We start from the raw sequence: 16,147 nt of genomic DNA on the forward strand, positions 1-16,147 counted from the left end.
GAGGTCGGCCTCGCGCTGCCGAAGCTGATCGACGGCACCGGTGACCCACCGACTCCCACCCCCGGGCGCGCGGCACGGTCATGGAGCGGGGGCCGGGCGGGCACCCCCGGAAACGGTCACGCACCGGGCTTCCGTGCCCGTTCTAGATGCGCGAGTTACGCAGGGACTGCCATACAGCCCCGGTCAGCGCCCGCGTCGCCCGTGGGACCGACAGACGCTCGTGCTCGCGGTACAGAGCCCAGTTGTATCGCACGAGCGACAGCTTGTTGGAGGACAGCGATCCCGCCTGGTGGGCCCTGTACACCGCAAGCGGCTCAGTCAGGCCCCGGGCGTCAGCGCCGTCCCGCATGATCGACAGCCAGAGGGCGTAGTCCTGACGCTTGCGCATCTCAGGCATCAGCCTCGTGCCCAGGGCATTGCGGTCGTACATGGCGGTGAGAGCACCGATGTGGTCCTGGACCAGCATCGCGCGGTAGTCCACGTGCTTCCGCGCACGGACCACCCGCCCGTTCGGGACCCAGTCGGTGCTCTCGCCGTCGTAGTCGGCGTCCATCTTGAAGTACGAGGTGAACGTCAACGGCGCAGTGGCCTCCGCGGCGAAGGCGAGCTGCTTCTCGGTCTTCTCCGGAAGCCACATGTCGTCGCTGTCGAGAAAGGCGATGTAGTCCCCGCGGGCCCGCTCGATCGCGAGGTTGCGGGCCCGGCCCGCACCTCCCTGTTCGGGTGCCGACTCCGGCAGGACGCGCTCGTCCTGCTCGGAGAACTCGCGAAGCAGGTCCATGGAGCCATCGGAGGACTGGTCGTCGGTGACCAGGAGCTCCAGGTCGCTGTGGGTCTGCGTGAGTACCGATCGGACGGCTGCGCCGAGGGTGGGTGCCGAGTTGTACACGGGCATCACGACAGACACCAGGGGCACAGCGTTTCTCCTTGCCGGATCAGGAACGACGGTCCATTCAAACATCGCAATCGAGCAGCCGATGTGCCCCGGTTCACGGAGATCCGCAGGAATCTCCGTGAACCGGGGCGGACGGTCCGGCCCACGACTCCGGCTGCCTAAGCTGGGTGTCATGCCGGTCAAAGCCGTGGTCTGGGACGTCGACGACACGCTCTTCGACTACACCACCGCCGACCGCGAGGGCATGCGCGCCCACCTGGTGGCCGAGGGGCTCCTCGCCGGGTACGGGTCGGCCGAGGAGGCCCTCGCGCGGTGGCGGGAGGTCACCGAGCAGCAGTGGGCGCGGTTCGCCGCGCGGGAGGTGGACTTCGAGACACAGCGGCGCGACCGCACCCGGGTCTTCCTGGACCGGCCGCAGCTGACGGACACCGAGGCCGACGACTGGTTCCGGCGGTACGTCACGCACTACGAGTCCGCCTGGAGCCTCTTCCCGGACGTGCTGCCCGTCCTCGACGCCCTCGCCGCCGGCCACCGCCACGCCGTGCTCTCCAACTCCAGCCTCCATGTCCAGGACCGCAAGCTGCGCGTCCTCGGCATCCACGACCGCTTCGAGGCCATCCTGTGCGCCGCCGAACTGGGCGTCTCCAAGCCCGAGGCCGGCGCGTTCCTCGCCGCCTGCGACGCGCTGGCGCTGCCCCCGCACCAGGTGGCGTACGTCGGTGACCACCCGGAGATCGACGGCCGGGGAGCCGCGGAGGCAGGGCTGCTGTCGGTGTGGATCGACCGCGGCGGCGCGTACGCGACCGTCGACCCGCCCGTCGGACCCCGCCGTATCGCCTCCCTCGCCGAACTTCCCGCGATACTCGCCGCCGATACCCGTTTTGGAGCCCCGTCCTCCTTCAGGTAATGTTCTTCCTGCGCCGAGGGGAGCGGGCCGGAAGGCCGGAGCCCCGAGCGTCGAACTAGAACAAGAACCCCTTGCGGGGGCTTGCGTTCCAGTGGCCTATGGTGTAATTGGCAGCACGACTGATTCTGGTTCAGTTAGTCTTGGTTCGAGTCCAGGTAGGCCAGCTCGCAGAGCTCATCTGCACCCGCGGATCTGATCCGCAAAGCCCCCGTTGTGTAGCGGCCTAGCACGCTGCCCTCTCAAGGCAGTAGCGCCGGTTCGAATCCGGTCGGGGGTACTGGTTCCGATCATCTCGGGACTGCTGGGGCCCCCGTTGTGTAGCGGCCTAGCACGCCGCCCTCTCAAGGCGGTAGCGCCGGTTCGAATCCGGTCGGGGGTACGACTGGTCTAAACCATCATTGGTCTATGGTGTAATTGGCAGCACGGCTGATTCTGGTTCAGTTAGTCTTGGTTCGAGTCCAGGTAGACCAGCAGGATCTGCGGCGACGCATGATCCACGCCCCCGTTGTGTAGCGGCCTAGCACGCCGCCCTCTCAAGGCGGTAGCGCCGGTTCGAATCCGGTCGGGGGTACACAGTGAAAGCCCTCCACCTCGGTGGAGGGCTTTCGGCGTTCCCGGACACGCACCCGGGAAGCGAGGGAGGGCCCGCCGCGGCGTTGAGGCGGGCCCGTTCCCACGGGACGGTACGGAAAGAGTGGTCAGGAGCGGCGCAGCGCCTCGGAGAGACGGGCTGCGGCGTCGATGATGGCCTGGGCGTGCATCCGGCCCGGGTGGCGGGACAGGCGCTCGATGGGGCCGGAGACCGAAACGGCGGCCACCACGCGGTTCGACGGCCCGCGCACCGGCGCGGAGACGGACGCCACGCCCGGCTCGCGCTCGCCGATCGACTGGGCCCAGCCCCGGCGTCGTACGCCCGAGAGGGCCGTCGCCGTGAACCGGGCGCCCTGCAGGCCCCGGTGCAGTCGCTCCGGCTCCTCCCAGGCCATCAGGATCTGCGCCGAGGAACCGGCCTTCATCGTGAGCGTGGAGCCCACCGGCACCGTGTCCCGCAGACCCGAGAGACGCTCCGCCGCGGCCACGCAGATGCGCATGTCGCCCTGGCGGCGGTAGAGCTGGGCGCTCTCGCCGGTGATGTCGCGGAGATGGGTGAGCACCGGGCCCGCCGTGGCGAGCAGCCGGTCCTCACCCGCCGCCGCGGCCAGTTCGGCCAGGCGCGGGCCGAGAATGAAGCGGCCCTGCATGTCGCGCGCCACCATGCGGTGGTGTTCCAGCGCCACGGCCAGGCGGTGGGCCGTGGGTCGTGCCAGTCCGGTGGCCCCGACCAAGCCCGCGAGGGTGGCCGGACCGGACTCCAGAGCGCTCAGGACGAGGGCCGCCTTGTCCAGAACGCCGACGCCGCTACTGTTGTCCATGCAACGATACTTGCGTCTCACTCTGTGAAACGCAAGTTCAATTTTCCGTGGAACCCGCCACTCTGGAAGTACGGAAGCAACGCGGCCCGTGGACCACCGGGCCTGGCGGCGGACGCCCGGAAGCAGGGGTGCGGGCGCCGTCTCCCCACAGATCTAGTTGGACCGGCGCACCACGTGCCGGCCGGAGGGACAGCGATGGGTAGGACACTCGCGGAGAAGGTCTGGGACGACCACGTCGTCCGGCGCGCCGAGGGCGAGCCCGACCTCCTCTTCATCGATCTGCACCTGCTGCACGAGGTGACCAGCCCGCAGGCCTTCGACGGCCTGCGCAAGAACGGCCGCCCGGTGCGCCGTCTCGACCTCACCATCGCCACCGAGGACCACAACACCCCGACCCTCGACATCGACAAGCCGATCGCCGACCCGGTCTCCCGGGTCCAGCTGGAGACGCTGCGGGCGAACTGCGCCGAGTTCGGCGTCCGGCTGCACTCGCTGGGCGACGTCGAGCAGGGCGTCGTACACGTCGTCGGCCCGCAGCTGGGTCTGACCCAGCCGGGCATGACCGTCGTCTGCGGCGACTCGCACACCTCCACGCACGGCGCCTTCGGCGGACTCGCGTTCGGTATCGGCACCTCCCAGGTCGAGCACGTCCTGGCCACCCAGACGCTGCCGCTGGTCCGCCCGAAGACCATGGCGATCACCGTCAACGGCGAACTGCCCGACGGTGTCACGGCCAAGGACCTGATCCTGGCGATCATCGCGAGGATCGGCACCGGCGGCGGCCAGGGCTACGTCCTGGAGTACCGCGGCGAGGCCATCGAGAAGCTCTCGATGGAGGCCCGGATGACCATCTGCAACATGTCGATCGAGGCCGGCGCCCGCGCGGGCATGATCGCCCCCGACGAGACGACGTTCGCCTACCTCGAGGGCCGCCCGCACGCCCCGAAGGGCGAGGACTGGGACGCGGCCGTCGCCTACTGGAAGACGCTCAGGTCCGACGAGGACGCCGAGTTCGACGCCGAGGTGGTCATCGAGGCCGCCGAACTGTCACCGTTCGTCACCTGGGGCACCAACCCGGGCCAGGGCGCCCCGCTTTCCGCGTCCGTCCCCGACCCGGCTTCGTACGAAGACGCCTCGGAGCGGCTCGCCGCCGAAAAGGCCCTGGAGTACATGGGGTTGGAGGCCGGCCAGACGCTGCGCTCCATCAACGTGGACACCGTCTTCGTAGGTTCCTGCACCAACGGCCGCATCGAGGACCTGCGCGCCGCCGCGGACATCATCAACGGCCGCAAAGTCGCCGACGGCGTACGGATGCTGGTCGTCCCGGGCTCCGCGCGGGTCGGCCTGCAGGCCGTCTCCGAGGGCCTGGACGTGGTCTTCAAGGAGGCCGGCGCCGAATGGCGGCACGCGGGCTGCTCGATGTGCCTGGGCATGAACCCCGACCAGCTCGCCCCCGGTGAGCGCTCCGCCTCCACCTCCAACCGCAACTTCGAGGGCCGGCAGGGCAAGGGCGGCCGCACCCACCTGGTGTCCCCGCAGGTCGCCGCCGCCACCGCGGTCCTCGGTCACCTGGCCTCCCCGGCCGACCTCGCCGCCGCCGACGCCCGTACGCCCGCTGGAGTCTGATCAGTCATGGAAGCATTCACCACCCACACCGGCCGGGCCGTCCCGCTGCGCCGCGGCAACGTCGACACCGACCAGATCATCCCCGCCCACTGGCTCAAGAAGGTGACCCGGGACGGGTTCGAGGACGGGCTGTTCGAGGCCTGGCGCAAGGACGCGTCCTTCATCCTCAACCAGCCCGAGCGGGAGGGTGCGACCGTGCTGGTCGCCGGCCCCGACTTCGGCACCGGCTCCTCCCGTGAGCACGCCGTCTGGGCGCTGCAGAACTACGGCTTCAAGACCGTGATCTCCTCCCGCTTCGCCGACATCTTCCGCGGCAACTCGCTGAAGAACGGCCTGCTGACGGTGGTGATCGACCAGAAGACCGTGGACGCGCTGTGGGAGCTCACCGAGGCCGACCCCACGGCGGAGATCACCGTCGACCTCCAGGCCCGCGAGGTGCGCGCCGAGGGCATCACCGCCTCCTTCGAGCTCGACGAGAACTCCCGCTGGCGGCTGCTGAACGGGCTCGACGACATCTCCATCACGCTGCAGAACGAGGCGGACATCGCCGCGTACGAGGCGAAGCGCCCGTCGTTCAAGCCGAGGACGCTCACGGCCTGATCCGCGCCGCGGCCGAAGTCCTCGCCGGAGGTCGACTTTCGGCCACCGGATCATCCCTCCCGTACCCCCGATCGCCTCGATCGGGGGTACCGGCATGTCTGCACCCGTTCGGCCCCGCGTGCCGCCTTGAGGGCCATCAACTTGCCGCGTTATGAAGGTGGTTGTTGGGGTACACGTGTCACGTGCCCGTGATCCCCGCGTGTGCCCGGACGGCCGTCCGAGGCGGCAGTTGCCCCCTGCGCAGGCGACAACTCGCCCCAGATGGCACAATCTGTGCATGGAACACGACGGCCAACTCCGGCTCTATACGGCGGTCGCGGTCCAGCTCAAGGAAGCGCACGCAAAGGTGCGCGCACTGCAAGTCCCGGAGGGCGTACGGATGGCGCTGGCCCGGAAGCTGCTGGTCATTACGGCCGCGGCCAAACATGATCTCGCCGGTGCGGCAAGGCGTCTGGAGCGGTTCACCGAGGACCTCGACGAGGGTCGATTCCCCGAAGAGGAACGCTGAACCAGTCGAGACAACCGAGTTCGTTGCGGCACAAGGGTGATTAGCCCGTTTCGTGTTTGATTTGCGGTATATATCTGCCTAACGTGCGAAAAAGCTTGAACACTTTCGTTCTGGCGATGTCTCCGAAGGGGAAGACGTGAACAAGGCGCAGCTCGTAGAAGCGATTGCCGACAAGGTGGGCGGCCGCCAGCAGGCCGCCGAGGCCGTCGACCACGTACTGGACGCCATCGTCCGCGCGGTCGTCTCGGGTGAGCGGGTCTCGGTCACCGGCTTCGGTTCGTTCGAGAAGGTCGACCGTCCGGCCCGCTATGCCCGTAACCCCCAGACGGGCGAGCGGGTTCGGGTCAAGAAGACCTCCGTTCCGCGCTTCCGTGCGGGTCAGGGCTTCAAGGACCTGGTGAGCGGCTCGAAGAAGCTGCCGCGCGGCGGTGAGGTCTCGGTCAAGAAGGCGCCCAAGGGCAGCCTGACCGGCGGCGCTTCGGCCACGGTCAAGAAGGCCGCCGCGAAGAAGACGGCGGCGAAGAAGGCCGCCACCGCGAAGAAGACGACGGCCAAGAAGGCCCCGGCGAAGAAGGCCACCACCAAGACGGCGGCGGCCAAGAAGACCACGGCCAAGAAGGCGCCCGCCAAGACCACGGCGACGGCGAAGACCACCGCCGCGAAGAAGACGGCCGCCCAGAAGGCCCCGGCGAAGAAGGCGACGGCCAAGAAGGCGCCCGCCAAGAAGTCGACCGCGCGCAAGACCACCGCCAAGAAGACCACCGCCCGCAAGAAGTAGCGGGCCGGGGCCCGTCCCTTCGGGTAAGCGGCACTCACGCGCCGGGCCGGACTCCCTCGGGAGCCCGGCCCGCGGTGTGTTCCGGAACCCGGGGCCGGCGCCCGGGCGGTCAGAACGTCTGGAGCGTCACCAGCGTGATCCGCCGGGCCGCGCCCTCGCCCTCGGTCTCGATGCGCACCCGCTGCCCGGGACGCAGCAGCCGCAGACCCCCCGCGTCGAACGCCGGGGCGTCGAAGGGCACCGGTGTGCCGTCGTCCAGGAGCACCTGACCGCTGCGGCTGTCGGGGTCGTAGGTGTACGCGGTGGCCTGCATGCCGGCAGCCTACTGCTCCGTGATGAGCGACCGCGCGGCGACCGCGGCCGTGTGAGGGCCCACGCCCAGCGCCAGCGCCGCCCGCAGATCGTCACCGGTGTCCACGTCCTGCCGTACCGAGTCCACACCGTCGAGGTCCAGCTCCACGGCTCCGGACTCCCGGTGCCGGACCCGGGAACCGGGGCCGAAGAACGGGCGCAATTCCCGGCCCCGGCTCGCGGCCAGCAATGTCGTGCCGAACCCGGCGGCGTCGGCGAGAAACGCCCGCGGGAATTCGGCGGCCGTATCGAGAACACGGGTCAGTTCCGGCGGGCGAAGCGCCGGGAGATCGGCGTTGAGGGCCGCGACACAAGCCGCGCGGCGAGCGGCGCCCGCCACCGTCGCGGCATGGGTGAGAGCCGCGTTGAGGCCACCGCGCGGCTCGTCCGGGACGATTCCGGCACCCAGCGCGGCCAGCTCCCGGGAGGCGAGGGCGTCGTCCGTGACGACCACCACATCCCGTACCGCCGGGCATTCCAGCGCGGCCGCCACCGTGTCCTGGGCGAAGGAGAGCGCGAGGCCCGGACGCAGATCGTCGTCCGCGGTGTCCGAGAGCCTGCTCTTGGCCTGGGCCAGCGGCTTCAGGGGTACCACCAAGGTCCACTGCACGAGTGTCACGTCCCTCTCCTGTCGCGGCCATTGTCACCCGGAGCACGGGGCCGCCGGGGGGCCGGGGAAGGGGTGCGGGGCTCCTTGCGAGGGCGGTGGCGGGGAACGGGCGGGCGTACGGTGTTCTCGACAGACCGGCGGCCCGGGGCGACACTTGTGCGGCCCGCCCGGCCTCCGGGTCCGGGCCCCGGGCCCGTCATTCGGAAGAGGAAGGTGTACTTGTGCCGCGCCGCAGAATCGGCTTCTGGTACCGCTTCGCCGCGGTTCTCTGCAAACCGCCGCTGGTGGTTCTGCTCAAGCGGGACTGGCGTGGAATGGAGAACATTCCGGCCGAGGGTGGATTTATCACCGCGGTGAACCATAATTCGCACATCGATCCCTTCGCCTACGCGCACTTTCAGTACAACACCGGACGCGTTCCGCGATTCCTGGCGAAGAGCGGGCTTTTCAACAAGGGATTCATCGGCGCCGCGATGCGCGGCACCGGGCAGATCCCCGTCTACCGCGAGAGCTCGGACGCGCTCAGCGCCTTCCGGGCCGCGATCAACGCCGTGGAGCGCGGCGAATGCGTCGCCTTCTACCCCGAGGGCACCCTCACCCGCGACCCGGACGGCTGGCCCATGACCGGCAAGACCGGTGCCGCGCGCGTCGCCCTGCAGACCAAGTGCCCCGTGATCCCGGTCGCCCAGTGGGGCGCCAACGAGTTGCTGCCGCCGTACGCCAGGAAGCCCAGCCTGCTGCCGCGCAAGACCCACCGGGTGCTGGCCGGGCCGCCGGTGGACCTCGACCGCTTCTACGAGCGGGAGATGACCCCGGAACTGCTCAAGGAGGCGACGGAGGTCATCATGGCGGCCGTGACCCGCCAGCTGGAACAGATCCGCGGCGAGGAGGCCCCCGAGACGCCGTACGACCCGCGCCGGGAGCGGATCGAGCAGCGCCGCAGGACATATAGGCAGAAGCGGCAGAAGCGGGAGGAGCGGACGCGGGGCGGCCGGCCCACCGCGCGGGAAGAGGGGCTGGGCACGTGAGCGAGCCGGTCAAGGCGGCCGTCTTCGGCACCGGATCGTGGGGGACGGCCTTCGGCATGGTCCTCGCCGACGCGGGCTGCGACGTCGTGCTGTGGGGGCGGCGCCCCGAACTCGCCGAGGCGGTCAACTCCACCCGCACCAACCCCGACTACCTGCCCGGGATCGAACTCCCGAAGAACCTGCGGGCCACCGCGGACGCCGCCGAGGCCGCGCGCGACGCCGATTTCACCGTCCTCGCGGTCCCCTCGCAGACACTGCGCGGCAACCTCGCCGACTGGACGCCGCTGCTCGCGCCCGGCACGGTCCTGGTGTCGCTGATGAAGGGCGTCGAACTCGGTTCCGCGATGCGGATGAGCGAGGTGATCGACGACGTCGCCGAGGTCGGCGCCGACCGCATCGCCGTGGTCACCGGGCCCAACCTGGCCCGGGAGATCGCCGCCCGGATGCCGGCCGCCGCCGTGGTGGCCTGCACCGACGAAGGTGTCGCCCAGCGGCTCCAGACCGCCTGCCACACGCCCTACTTCCGGCCGTACACCAACACCGACGTCATCGGCTGCGAGCTGGGCGGCGCCGTGAAGAACGTGATCGGGCTGGCCGTCGGCATCGCGGACGGCATGGGGCTCGGCGACAACGCCAAGGGCTCGCTCATCACCCGCGGCCTCGCCGAGACCACCCGGCTCGGCGTCGCGCTCGGCGCCGACCCGCTGACCTTCTCCGGACTGGCGGGCCTGGGCGACCTGGTCGCCACCTGCTCCTCGCCGCTGTCGCGCAACCACACCTTCGGCACCAACCTCGGCAAGGGCCTGACCCTCAAGGAGACCATCGCGGTCACCAAGCAGACCGCGGAGGGCGTCAAGTCCTGCGAGTCGGTGCTGGACCTGGCCCGCAGGCACGGCGTCGACATGCCGCTCACCGAGACGGTCGTCTCCATCGTGCACGAGGGCAAGCCCCCGGTGGTCGCCGTCAAGGAGCTGATGTCGCGCAGCGCGAAGCCCGAACGACGCTGAGCGACGGCCCCCTCCGTTCGGCTCACGCACGGCGTTGCGGGCGCTGCGTCCCGGCACCGCGGGCGGGTACTCTCATCGCGATATGAGCACCGAGAACCTCCCCCAGAGCCCCGAGCAGCCGTCCCGCAAGCCGCGTGTGGCCGTCGTGTTCGGCGGGCGCAGCTCCGAACACGGGATCTCCGTGGTCACCGCCGGCGCCGTCCTCAAGGCCATCGACCGGACCGCGTACGACGTCCTGCCGATCGGCATCACCCAGGACGGCCGCTGGGCGCTCACCGCCGACGAGCCGGAACGCATGGCGATCACCGACCGCCGTACGCCCAGCGTCGACCAGCTCGCCGAGTCGACGGAGGGCGGTGTGGTGCTCCCCGTCGACCCCGCCGACCGCGAAGTCGTCTACAGCGAGCCGGGTTCGGTGCCCAAGGCGCTCGGCGAGGTCGACGTGGTCTTTCCGGTGCTGCACGGCCCCTACGGCGAGGACGGCACCCTCCAGGGGCTCCTGGAGCTCTCCGGCGTCCCCTACGTAGGCTCGGGGGTGCTCGCCTCGGCCGTCGGCCAGGACAAGGAGTACATGAAGCGGGTGTTCACCTCCTTCGGGCTGAAGGTCGGCCCGTACATGGTGATCCGGCCGCGCGAGTGGCAGCGGGACGAGTCCGCCGCCCGCAGGAGGATCGTCGACTTCGCCGGCGAGCACGGCTGGCCGCTGTTCGTGAAGCCCGCGCGCGCGGGCTCGTCGATCGGCATCACCAAGGTCGACGATCTGTCCGGCCTGGACGAGGCGATCGCCGAGGCCCGGCGCCACGACCCGAAGATCCTCGTGGAGGCGGCGCTGCGCGGCCGCGAGATCGAGTGCGGTGTGCTGGAGTTCGAAGACGGCCCGCGCGCCTCGCTGCCGGCCGAGATCCCGCCGCCCGACGCGCACGCGTACTACGACTTCGAGGCCAAGTACATCGACTCCACGCCCGGCCTCGTGCCCGCGCCGCTGACCGAGGAGGAGACGGCCGAGGTGCGGCGGCTCGCGGTGGACGCGTTCGACGCGGCCTCCTGCGAGGGGCTGGTCCGCGCGGACTTCTTCCTCACCGAGGACGGCGAGTTCGTGATCAACGAGATCAACACCATGCCCGGCTTCACGCCCATCTCGATGTACCCGCAGATGTGGCAGGCCACCGGGGTGAGCTACCCGGAGTTGGTCGACCTGCTGGTGCGGGCGGCGCTGCGCCGGCCGACCGGGCTGCGCTGAGCCGCGTACGCACCCTTCAGAAGGCGATCCCCTCGGGGATCGCCTTCTTGACGACCGGGGCGAGATCGATCAGTACGCCCGTGCTGTCCCGTCCGTCGACCACCTCGACCTCGACATACGCCTCGCGGTTGGCGGTGGTGAAGCGCTGCACGTCGTCGTCCTGCGTCTCCATGAGCCAGTCGACGCCGTTCACTCCGCCCGGCACCGCGTCGGCGTCGCTTCCGTTGGCCACCTTGGGGTCGGCCATCTTCGGCGGCCGCTCGACACCGCACCGCAGTATGATCGCCACGCCGCCCCAGCCCGCGGTCAGTTCGGACGCGGGTTCGGGATCGTCGCGACTCTCACCGTCCACCTTCGCCGGCAGGGCCTTGTCCAGGTTCTGACACAGCTTGGTGACCTTCGCGTCCGGGCGGGGAACCGCCGCGGACGCGCTGTCGTCTGCTGAGGAGCAGCCCGCGGCGGTGATCAGCACCGCGAGCGCGGACAGGACGGCGTGCCGGTGACGGAAGGAGTTCACCGGCACAGGGTAGACGGGGGCTACAGATGGACGACCGGGCAGGTCAGGGTACGGGTGATGCCGTCCACTTGCTGGACTTTGGCGACCACCATGCGCCCCAGGTCGTCGACGGTGTCGGCCTGGGCGCGCACGATCACGTCGTACGGTCCGGTCACGTCCTCGGCCTGGATGACTCCAGGGATCTTGCCGATCAGCTCGGCGACGGTCGACGCCTTGCCGACCTCCGTCTGGATCAGGATGTAAGCCTGTACCACGGAACCTCCAGGGCGGCCACGAGGATCATGTGGGGAAAAGGAACGCCACGGTATCGCGTTGCCGCTCCTCGCGGGGAGACCTGCGGGAACCGGGCCTTGCGCGCCGGGGTACAGACACGAGAGAAGTTGACGGTCACTTCGACCGTAGCGAGGGCTCGAACGGCTCGCGACCGGGCACGGACAGGGATAGAAGGGTCGAAAGGGAAATGAAGGGCACTGTTGGTGAGCTCGGGGAGTTCGGGCTCATCAGGGAGCTCACCTCCCGTCTCACCACCACCCCGGCGGTCCGGGTCGGCCCCGGCGACGACGCCGCGGTGGTCTCCGCGCCCGACCGCAGGGTCGTGGCCAGCACCGACATCCTGCTGGAGGGCCGGCACTTCCGCCGCGACTGGTCCACGGCCTACGACGTCGGCCGCAAGGCCGCCGCGCAGAACCTCGCCGACATCGCCGCCATGGGCGCCGTACCGACCGCGCTGCTGCTCGGCCTCGTCGTCCCGGCGGAACTGCCGGTGACCTGGCCCAGCGAGCTGATGGACGGCCTGCGCGACGAGTGCCAGGTCGCCGGTGCCGCGGTCGTCGGCGGCGACGTCGTACGCGGCGACACGATCATGGTGTCGATCACCGCGCTCGGCGATCTGCGCAACCAGGAGCCCGTCACCCGGGCCGGCGCGCAGCCCGGTGACTTCGTCGCGGTGACCGGCTGGCTGGGCTGGTCCGCGGCCGGGCACGCGGTGCTCTCCCGCGGTTTCCGCTCGCCGCGCGCCTTCGTCGAGGCGCACCGGCGCCCCGAGCCGCCGTACCACGCGGGACCGGCCGCCGCCGGTCTCGGCGCGTCCGCGATGTGCGACGTGAGCGACGGGCTGATCGCCGACCTCGGACACATCGCCGAGGCCAGCAAGGTCCGCATCGACATCCGCTCCGGGGCGATCGACATCCCCTCGCAGATGAACGACATCGGCCAGGCCGTCGGCGTCGACCCCATGCAGTGGGTGCTGACCGGGGGAGAGGACCACGCGATCGTGGCGACCTTCCCGCCGGACGTGAAGCTGCCGGCCCGCTGGAAGGTGATCGGCGAGGTGCTCAACCCCTCGGCGCTGCCCCAGGTGACGGTCGACGGGGCGCCCTGGACGGCCCAGGGCGGCTGGGACCACTTCGGGGACATCGAGTCGTGAGCGCGCCACCCAGGGTGCTCACCGTGGCCGGCTCCGACTCGGGCGGCGGCGCCGGCATCCAGGCCGATCTGAAGACGATGCTGGCGCTCGGGGTGCACGGCATGAGCGTGCTCACCGCGGTGACCGCGCAGAACTCCCTGGGCGTGCAGGGCGCCTGGGAGCTGCCCGTGGAGGCGGTGCGGGCCCAGTACCGCAGCGTCGTCGACGACATCGGGGTGCAGGCGGTCAAGACCGGCATGCTGTCCTCCGCCGAACTCGTCGAGGCGGTGGCCGACTTGGTCGCCGGCACGGACGTGCCGGCGGTCGTCGACCCGGTGGGGGTCTCCAAGCACGGGGACCCGCTGCTCGCGGCCTCCGCGCTGGACTCCGTACGGACGAGGCTGCTGCCGGTGGCGACCGTGGCCACCCCGAACCTGGACGAGGTGGCACAGCTCACGGACGTACGGGTCGGGTCGGAACCCGACATGCGCCGGGCCGCGGAGGCGGTGCTGGCGTTCGGGCCGCGCTGGGTGGTGATCAAGGGCGGCCACCTGTCCGGTGACGCCGTGGACCTGCTCACCGACGGTTCTGAGGAACACTGGCTGCGAGCGCCGAGACACGACAACCGCCACACCCACGGCACGGGCTGCACACTGGCGTCGGCGATCGCGTCGGAGCTGGCGAAGGGCCGGTCCGTGCCGGAGGCGGTGATGGCCGCCAAGGACTACGTCACCGGTGCGATCGCAGCAGGCTTCGCCCTGGGTACGGGCATAGGCCCGGTGAACCACGCCTGGAACCTCCAGAAGCGAAGCTGAGCCCGCCGCTCCCGCCGCTCCCGCCGCTCCCGCCGTTCCCGCGGGCAGTCGTGCCGCAGGGCGGCACGGGTGGGCGCGACGGCACCCCGTAAGCGCCGGGCTGCGCAACCACCCCCGGCCCACCCTCACGCCGGCCACCTCGCAAACGCGTCGGCCCACAGCAAGAAGCCGGCCCACCCAAAGGTGGACCGGCTCGTTGCGGCGAAACCGACTATGGCCGCGCGCTCAGCGAAAGCGTCAGCGCGAGACCTTGCCGGCCTTGATGCACGAGGTGCAGGCGTTCACGCGCTTCGGCGTCCCACCGACCACGGTACGTACACGCTGGATGTTCGGGTTCCAGCGACGGGGCGTACGGCGGTGCGAGTGCGAGATGTTGTTGCCGAAGCCCGGCCCCTTGCCGCAGACGTCGCAGTTGGCAGCCACGGGTCACTCCAAAGACTTCAGATGCACTTACGGTTGATCCCGGCATGCCGGGATCAACATTCCGAGCTCCAGGAGCCCTGTGGAATCTGAGTGGCGGTGCCGGGGGAGAGGCCCGATCGGATCGGGCAACCGGAGCAGCATACAACGACTGCATCCGTAGAACGAAACTACCACGGCGGCTCAGGGGCCCGCCCCCGGCCCTCTTCCGGTGGGCGGCGTCCCACGGTCTACGCTGCCTGCCACGGTCGGCAGCCCAGGGAGGCGCAGGTGGCGCAGGTGCCGCAGACATTCTTCGATGCTCTCGCGGTGCGTTCCTGGTGCGGTCTCGCGCTCGAGGCGCTGGGACGGGCCCGTGAGGAGATCGACGCGATCAACGTCTACCCGGTGGCGGACGGGGACACCGGGACGAATCTCTATCTGACCGTCGAGTCGGCGACCGCGGCGGTGGAGGCGGTGTTCGCGGGGCACGAGGCCCGCGGGGACCAGGAGCCGGCGCTGGCCGACGCCGTACGGGCGATGGCGCACGGGGCGCTGATCGGCGCCCGCGGCAACTCCGGGACGATCCTGGCGCAGCTGCTGCGCGGCATGGCCCAGGTACTGGCCGGGGACCGGGCCCCGGCCCACGCCGACGGGGAGGGACTGCGGACCGCCCTGCGGCACGCGGCCGACTCCGCGCGCCGGGCGGTCGCGCACCCCGTCGAGGGCACGGTCCTCACCGTCGCCTCGGCCGCCGCCGAAGCGGCCGGTGAGGCGGAGGGCGACTGCGGGGCGGTGGCGCGGGCGGCCCACGAGGGAGCCCGCGCGGCACTCGCCGAGACCCCGGCCCGGCTGGCCGTCCTCCGTCGCGCCGGAGTGGTGGACGCGGGCGGCAGGGGACTGGTGGCGGTGCTCGCGGCGCTGGTGGAGACGTTCACGGGGGAGGCGCCGCGGAGCATGCCGGCGGTGGGCGGGCCGTGGAGCGGCTCCGTACGCATCGCCGGTCCCGGGCCGCACGCGCGCGTGGAGGAGGCCGGCGGCCTCGGTGAGTGTGCGGACGGAGGTGCCGCACCGGGGCCGGGGACGGAAGCCGGGGGCCCCGCCTTCGAGGTGATCTATCTGCTGGAGGCCGGGGACGCGGCCGTCGCGCGGCTGCGTGACCGGCTCGACGCGCTGGGCGACTCGCTCGTGGTGGTCGGCGGGGACGGGCTGTGGAACGTCCATGTGCACGTCGACGACGCGGGCGCCGCCGTGGAGGCCGGGGTCGAGGCCGGGCGGCCGTACCGGATCCGGATCACCCACTTCGGCGCGGAGGACGTCCACACGACCGGGGCCGAGCCGACGGCGCCCGGGGAACGCGCCCAGCGGGCCGTCGTGGCCGTGGTGCCCGGCGAGGGACTGGCGGATCTGTACACCGGGGCGGGTGCGACCGCCGTGCTCGCCCGCCCCGGGGAGCCGCCCGCGAGCGGTGAACTCGTCCAGGCGGTACGGCGTGCGCACGCGCGGGAGGTGGTGCTGCTGCCCAACGACGCCGACCTGCGCCACACCGCCGCCGCGGCGGCCGAGCAGGTCCGGGCGGAGGGCGTCCGGGTGGCTCTCATCCCGACCCGCTCCGCGGTCCAGGGCATCGCGGCGCTCGCCGTGCACGAGCCGGAGCGCCGCTTCGACGAGGACGTGGTGTCGATGACGTCGGCGGCGGGCGCGACCCGCTACGCCGAGGTCACCGTCGCCGAGCGCCAGTCCTGGACCATGGCGGGCATCTGCCAGGCCGGGGACGTCCTCGGCCTGGTCGACGGGGACGTGGCCGTGATCGGGCAGGACCTCACGGCCACCGCGGAGGCCGTCCTCGACCGCATGCTCGCGGCCGGCGGCGAACTGGTCACCCTGGTTCTCGGCGACGGCGCCTCCGACTCCGTCGCCGCCCACCTGGAGGCCCGTGTCCGCGAGGGCTACCTCGCCGTCGACACGGTGGTGTACCACGGCGGCAGACAGGGCGCCCTGCTGCTCATCGGGGTGGAGTGACCCCCGTTGTCAGTGGTGTGGTGTGCA

Annotated in this window: 18 protein-coding genes and 5 tRNA genes; 16 read left to right on the top strand and 7 right to left on the bottom strand. The window is 71.0% G+C overall.

Features of this window, described 5'->3' with window-relative positions:
• Nucleotides 1–142: 142 nt before the first annotated feature.
• A complete protein-coding gene (locus ACH4VX_RS13015; RefSeq protein WP_398367460.1) occupies nucleotides 143–916 on the bottom strand; it encodes a glycosyltransferase family 2 protein in 774 nt (257 codons plus the stop codon).
• Nucleotides 917–1,067: 151 nt separating this feature from the next.
• Here ACH4VX_RS13015 and ACH4VX_RS13020 point away from each other — a divergent pair, with 151 nt between their 5' ends.
• The 6 genes from ACH4VX_RS13020 (at nucleotide 1,068) to ACH4VX_RS13045 (ending at nucleotide 2,373) form a co-directional block, all read left to right on the top strand.
• On the top strand, nucleotides 1,068–1,802 hold the full coding sequence (locus tag ACH4VX_RS13020) for an HAD family hydrolase (RefSeq protein WP_398367461.1): 735 nt from the start codon (nucleotides 1,068–1,070) through the stop codon (nucleotides 1,800–1,802).
• Between the two features lie 92 nt (nucleotides 1,803–1,894).
• Nucleotides 1,895–1,966 (top strand) — tRNA-Gln (locus ACH4VX_RS13025).
• A gap of 40 nt (nucleotides 1,967–2,006) precedes the next feature.
• Nucleotides 2,007–2,079, top strand: a tRNA-Glu gene (locus ACH4VX_RS13030).
• A 29-nt stretch (nucleotides 2,080–2,108) separates the two neighbouring features.
• Nucleotides 2,109–2,181, top strand: a tRNA-Glu gene (locus ACH4VX_RS13035).
• A gap of 20 nt (nucleotides 2,182–2,201) precedes the next feature.
• Nucleotides 2,202–2,273: transfer RNA gene (locus tag ACH4VX_RS13040), tRNA-Gln, on the top strand.
• A 27-nt stretch (nucleotides 2,274–2,300) separates the two neighbouring features.
• Nucleotides 2,301–2,373: transfer RNA gene (locus ACH4VX_RS13045), tRNA-Glu, on the top strand.
• A gap of 127 nt (nucleotides 2,374–2,500) precedes the next feature.
• Here ACH4VX_RS13045 and ndgR read toward each other — a convergent pair.
• Nucleotides 2,501–3,214, bottom strand: coding sequence for an IclR family transcriptional regulator NdgR (ndgR, locus tag ACH4VX_RS13050; RefSeq protein ID WP_398367462.1), 714 nt, complete (start codon nucleotides 3,212–3,214; stop codon nucleotides 2,501–2,503).
• Between the two features lie 195 nt (nucleotides 3,215–3,409).
• Here ndgR and leuC point away from each other — a divergent pair, with 195 nt between their 5' ends.
• From leuC to ACH4VX_RS13070, 4 genes are all read left to right on the top strand, one after another.
• Nucleotides 3,410–4,840, top strand: a complete 1,431-nt coding sequence (gene leuC, locus ACH4VX_RS13055) for a 3-isopropylmalate dehydratase large subunit (protein WP_398367463.1) — start codon at nucleotides 3,410–3,412, stop codon at nucleotides 4,838–4,840.
• 6 nt (nucleotides 4,841–4,846) lie between these two features.
• Entirely contained in the window at nucleotides 4,847–5,440 is a 594-nt protein-coding gene (leuD, locus tag ACH4VX_RS13060) for a 3-isopropylmalate dehydratase small subunit (RefSeq protein ID WP_398367464.1), read from the top strand.
• 277 nt (nucleotides 5,441–5,717) lie between these two features.
• Nucleotides 5,718–5,948 carry a hypothetical protein gene (locus ACH4VX_RS13065; RefSeq protein ID WP_398367465.1) on the top strand — a complete coding sequence of 77 codons (231 nt, stop codon included), beginning with the start codon at nucleotides 5,718–5,720 and terminating at the stop codon, nucleotides 5,946–5,948.
• Between the two features lie 136 nt (nucleotides 5,949–6,084).
• The gene (locus tag ACH4VX_RS13070) at nucleotides 6,085–6,726 is read left to right on the top strand and encodes an HU family DNA-binding protein (RefSeq protein ID WP_398367466.1); all 642 of its coding nucleotides are present in this window, start codon (nucleotides 6,085–6,087) and stop codon (nucleotides 6,724–6,726) included.
• A gap of 109 nt (nucleotides 6,727–6,835) precedes the next feature.
• Here the strand turns inward: ACH4VX_RS13070 and ACH4VX_RS13075 are convergent, their stop codons facing one another.
• Both ACH4VX_RS13075 and cofC read right to left on the bottom strand, forming a co-directional pair.
• The gene (locus ACH4VX_RS13075; protein WP_398367467.1) at nucleotides 6,836–7,039 is read right to left on the bottom strand and encodes a hypothetical protein; all 204 of its coding nucleotides are present in this window, start codon (nucleotides 7,037–7,039) and stop codon (nucleotides 6,836–6,838) included.
• A gap of 9 nt (nucleotides 7,040–7,048) precedes the next feature.
• A complete protein-coding gene (cofC, locus tag ACH4VX_RS13080; RefSeq protein ID WP_398367602.1) occupies nucleotides 7,049–7,687 on the bottom strand; it encodes a 2-phospho-L-lactate guanylyltransferase in 639 nt (212 codons plus the stop codon).
• Between the two features lie 221 nt (nucleotides 7,688–7,908).
• On the opposite strand from cofC, the gene ACH4VX_RS13085 reads away from it, so the two are divergent.
• The 3 genes from ACH4VX_RS13085 (at nucleotide 7,909) to ACH4VX_RS13095 (ending at nucleotide 10,962) form a co-directional block, all read left to right on the top strand.
• Complete coding sequence (locus ACH4VX_RS13085) at nucleotides 7,909–8,715, top strand: lysophospholipid acyltransferase family protein (protein WP_398367468.1); 807 nt, start codon at nucleotides 7,909–7,911, stop codon at nucleotides 8,713–8,715.
• The gene (locus ACH4VX_RS13090) at nucleotides 8,712–9,722 is read left to right on the top strand and encodes an NAD(P)H-dependent glycerol-3-phosphate dehydrogenase (RefSeq protein ID WP_398367469.1); all 1,011 of its coding nucleotides are present in this window, start codon (nucleotides 8,712–8,714) and stop codon (nucleotides 9,720–9,722) included. Before ACH4VX_RS13085 ends, ACH4VX_RS13090 begins: the two co-directional genes overlap by 4 nt.
• 82 nt (nucleotides 9,723–9,804) lie before the next feature.
• On the top strand, nucleotides 9,805–10,962 hold the full coding sequence (locus ACH4VX_RS13095; protein WP_398367470.1) for a D-alanine--D-alanine ligase family protein: 1,158 nt from the start codon (nucleotides 9,805–9,807) through the stop codon (nucleotides 10,960–10,962).
• A gap of 16 nt (nucleotides 10,963–10,978) precedes the next feature.
• Here ACH4VX_RS13095 and ACH4VX_RS13100 read toward each other — a convergent pair whose 3' ends face one another.
• Together ACH4VX_RS13100 and ACH4VX_RS13105 are read right to left on the bottom strand one after the other, a co-directional pair.
• Nucleotides 10,979–11,479, bottom strand: a complete 501-nt coding sequence (locus tag ACH4VX_RS13100) for a DUF3515 domain-containing protein (protein WP_398367471.1) — start codon at nucleotides 11,477–11,479, stop codon at nucleotides 10,979–10,981.
• A 20-nt stretch (nucleotides 11,480–11,499) separates the two neighbouring features.
• Nucleotides 11,500–11,733, bottom strand: a complete 234-nt coding sequence (locus ACH4VX_RS13105) for an Lrp/AsnC family transcriptional regulator (RefSeq protein ID WP_037933238.1) — start codon at nucleotides 11,731–11,733, stop codon at nucleotides 11,500–11,502.
• Nucleotides 11,734–11,939: 206 nt separating this feature from the next.
• On the opposite strand from ACH4VX_RS13105, the gene ACH4VX_RS13110 reads away from it, so the two are divergent.
• Nucleotides 11,940–12,905, top strand: coding sequence for a thiamine-phosphate kinase (locus ACH4VX_RS13110; protein ID WP_398367472.1), 966 nt, complete (start codon nucleotides 11,940–11,942; stop codon nucleotides 12,903–12,905).
• Entirely contained in the window at nucleotides 12,902–13,699 is a 798-nt protein-coding gene (gene thiD, locus ACH4VX_RS13115; RefSeq protein ID WP_398367473.1) for a bifunctional hydroxymethylpyrimidine kinase/phosphomethylpyrimidine kinase, read from the top strand. The genes ACH4VX_RS13110 and thiD overlap by 4 nt, the downstream gene beginning before the upstream one ends.
• 237 nt (nucleotides 13,700–13,936) lie before the next feature.
• On the opposite strand, the gene rpmB is transcribed toward thiD, so the two are convergent.
• Nucleotides 13,937–14,122: a 50S ribosomal protein L28 gene (rpmB, locus tag ACH4VX_RS13120; RefSeq protein ID WP_004924906.1), complete on the bottom strand. Its 186-nt coding sequence runs from the start codon at nucleotides 14,120–14,122 to the stop codon at nucleotides 13,937–13,939.
• Nucleotides 14,123–14,389: 267 nt separating this feature from the next.
• Between rpmB and ACH4VX_RS13125 the strand changes: the two genes are divergently transcribed.
• Complete coding sequence (locus ACH4VX_RS13125; protein ID WP_398367474.1) at nucleotides 14,390–16,120, top strand: DAK2 domain-containing protein; 1,731 nt, start codon at nucleotides 14,390–14,392, stop codon at nucleotides 16,118–16,120.
• Nucleotides 16,121–16,147: the final 27 nt, after the last annotated feature.

It is taken from the genome of Streptomyces sp. NPDC020731, assembly GCF_044334705.1.
Lineage (GTDB): Bacteria > Actinomycetota > Actinomycetes > Streptomycetales > Streptomycetaceae > Streptomyces.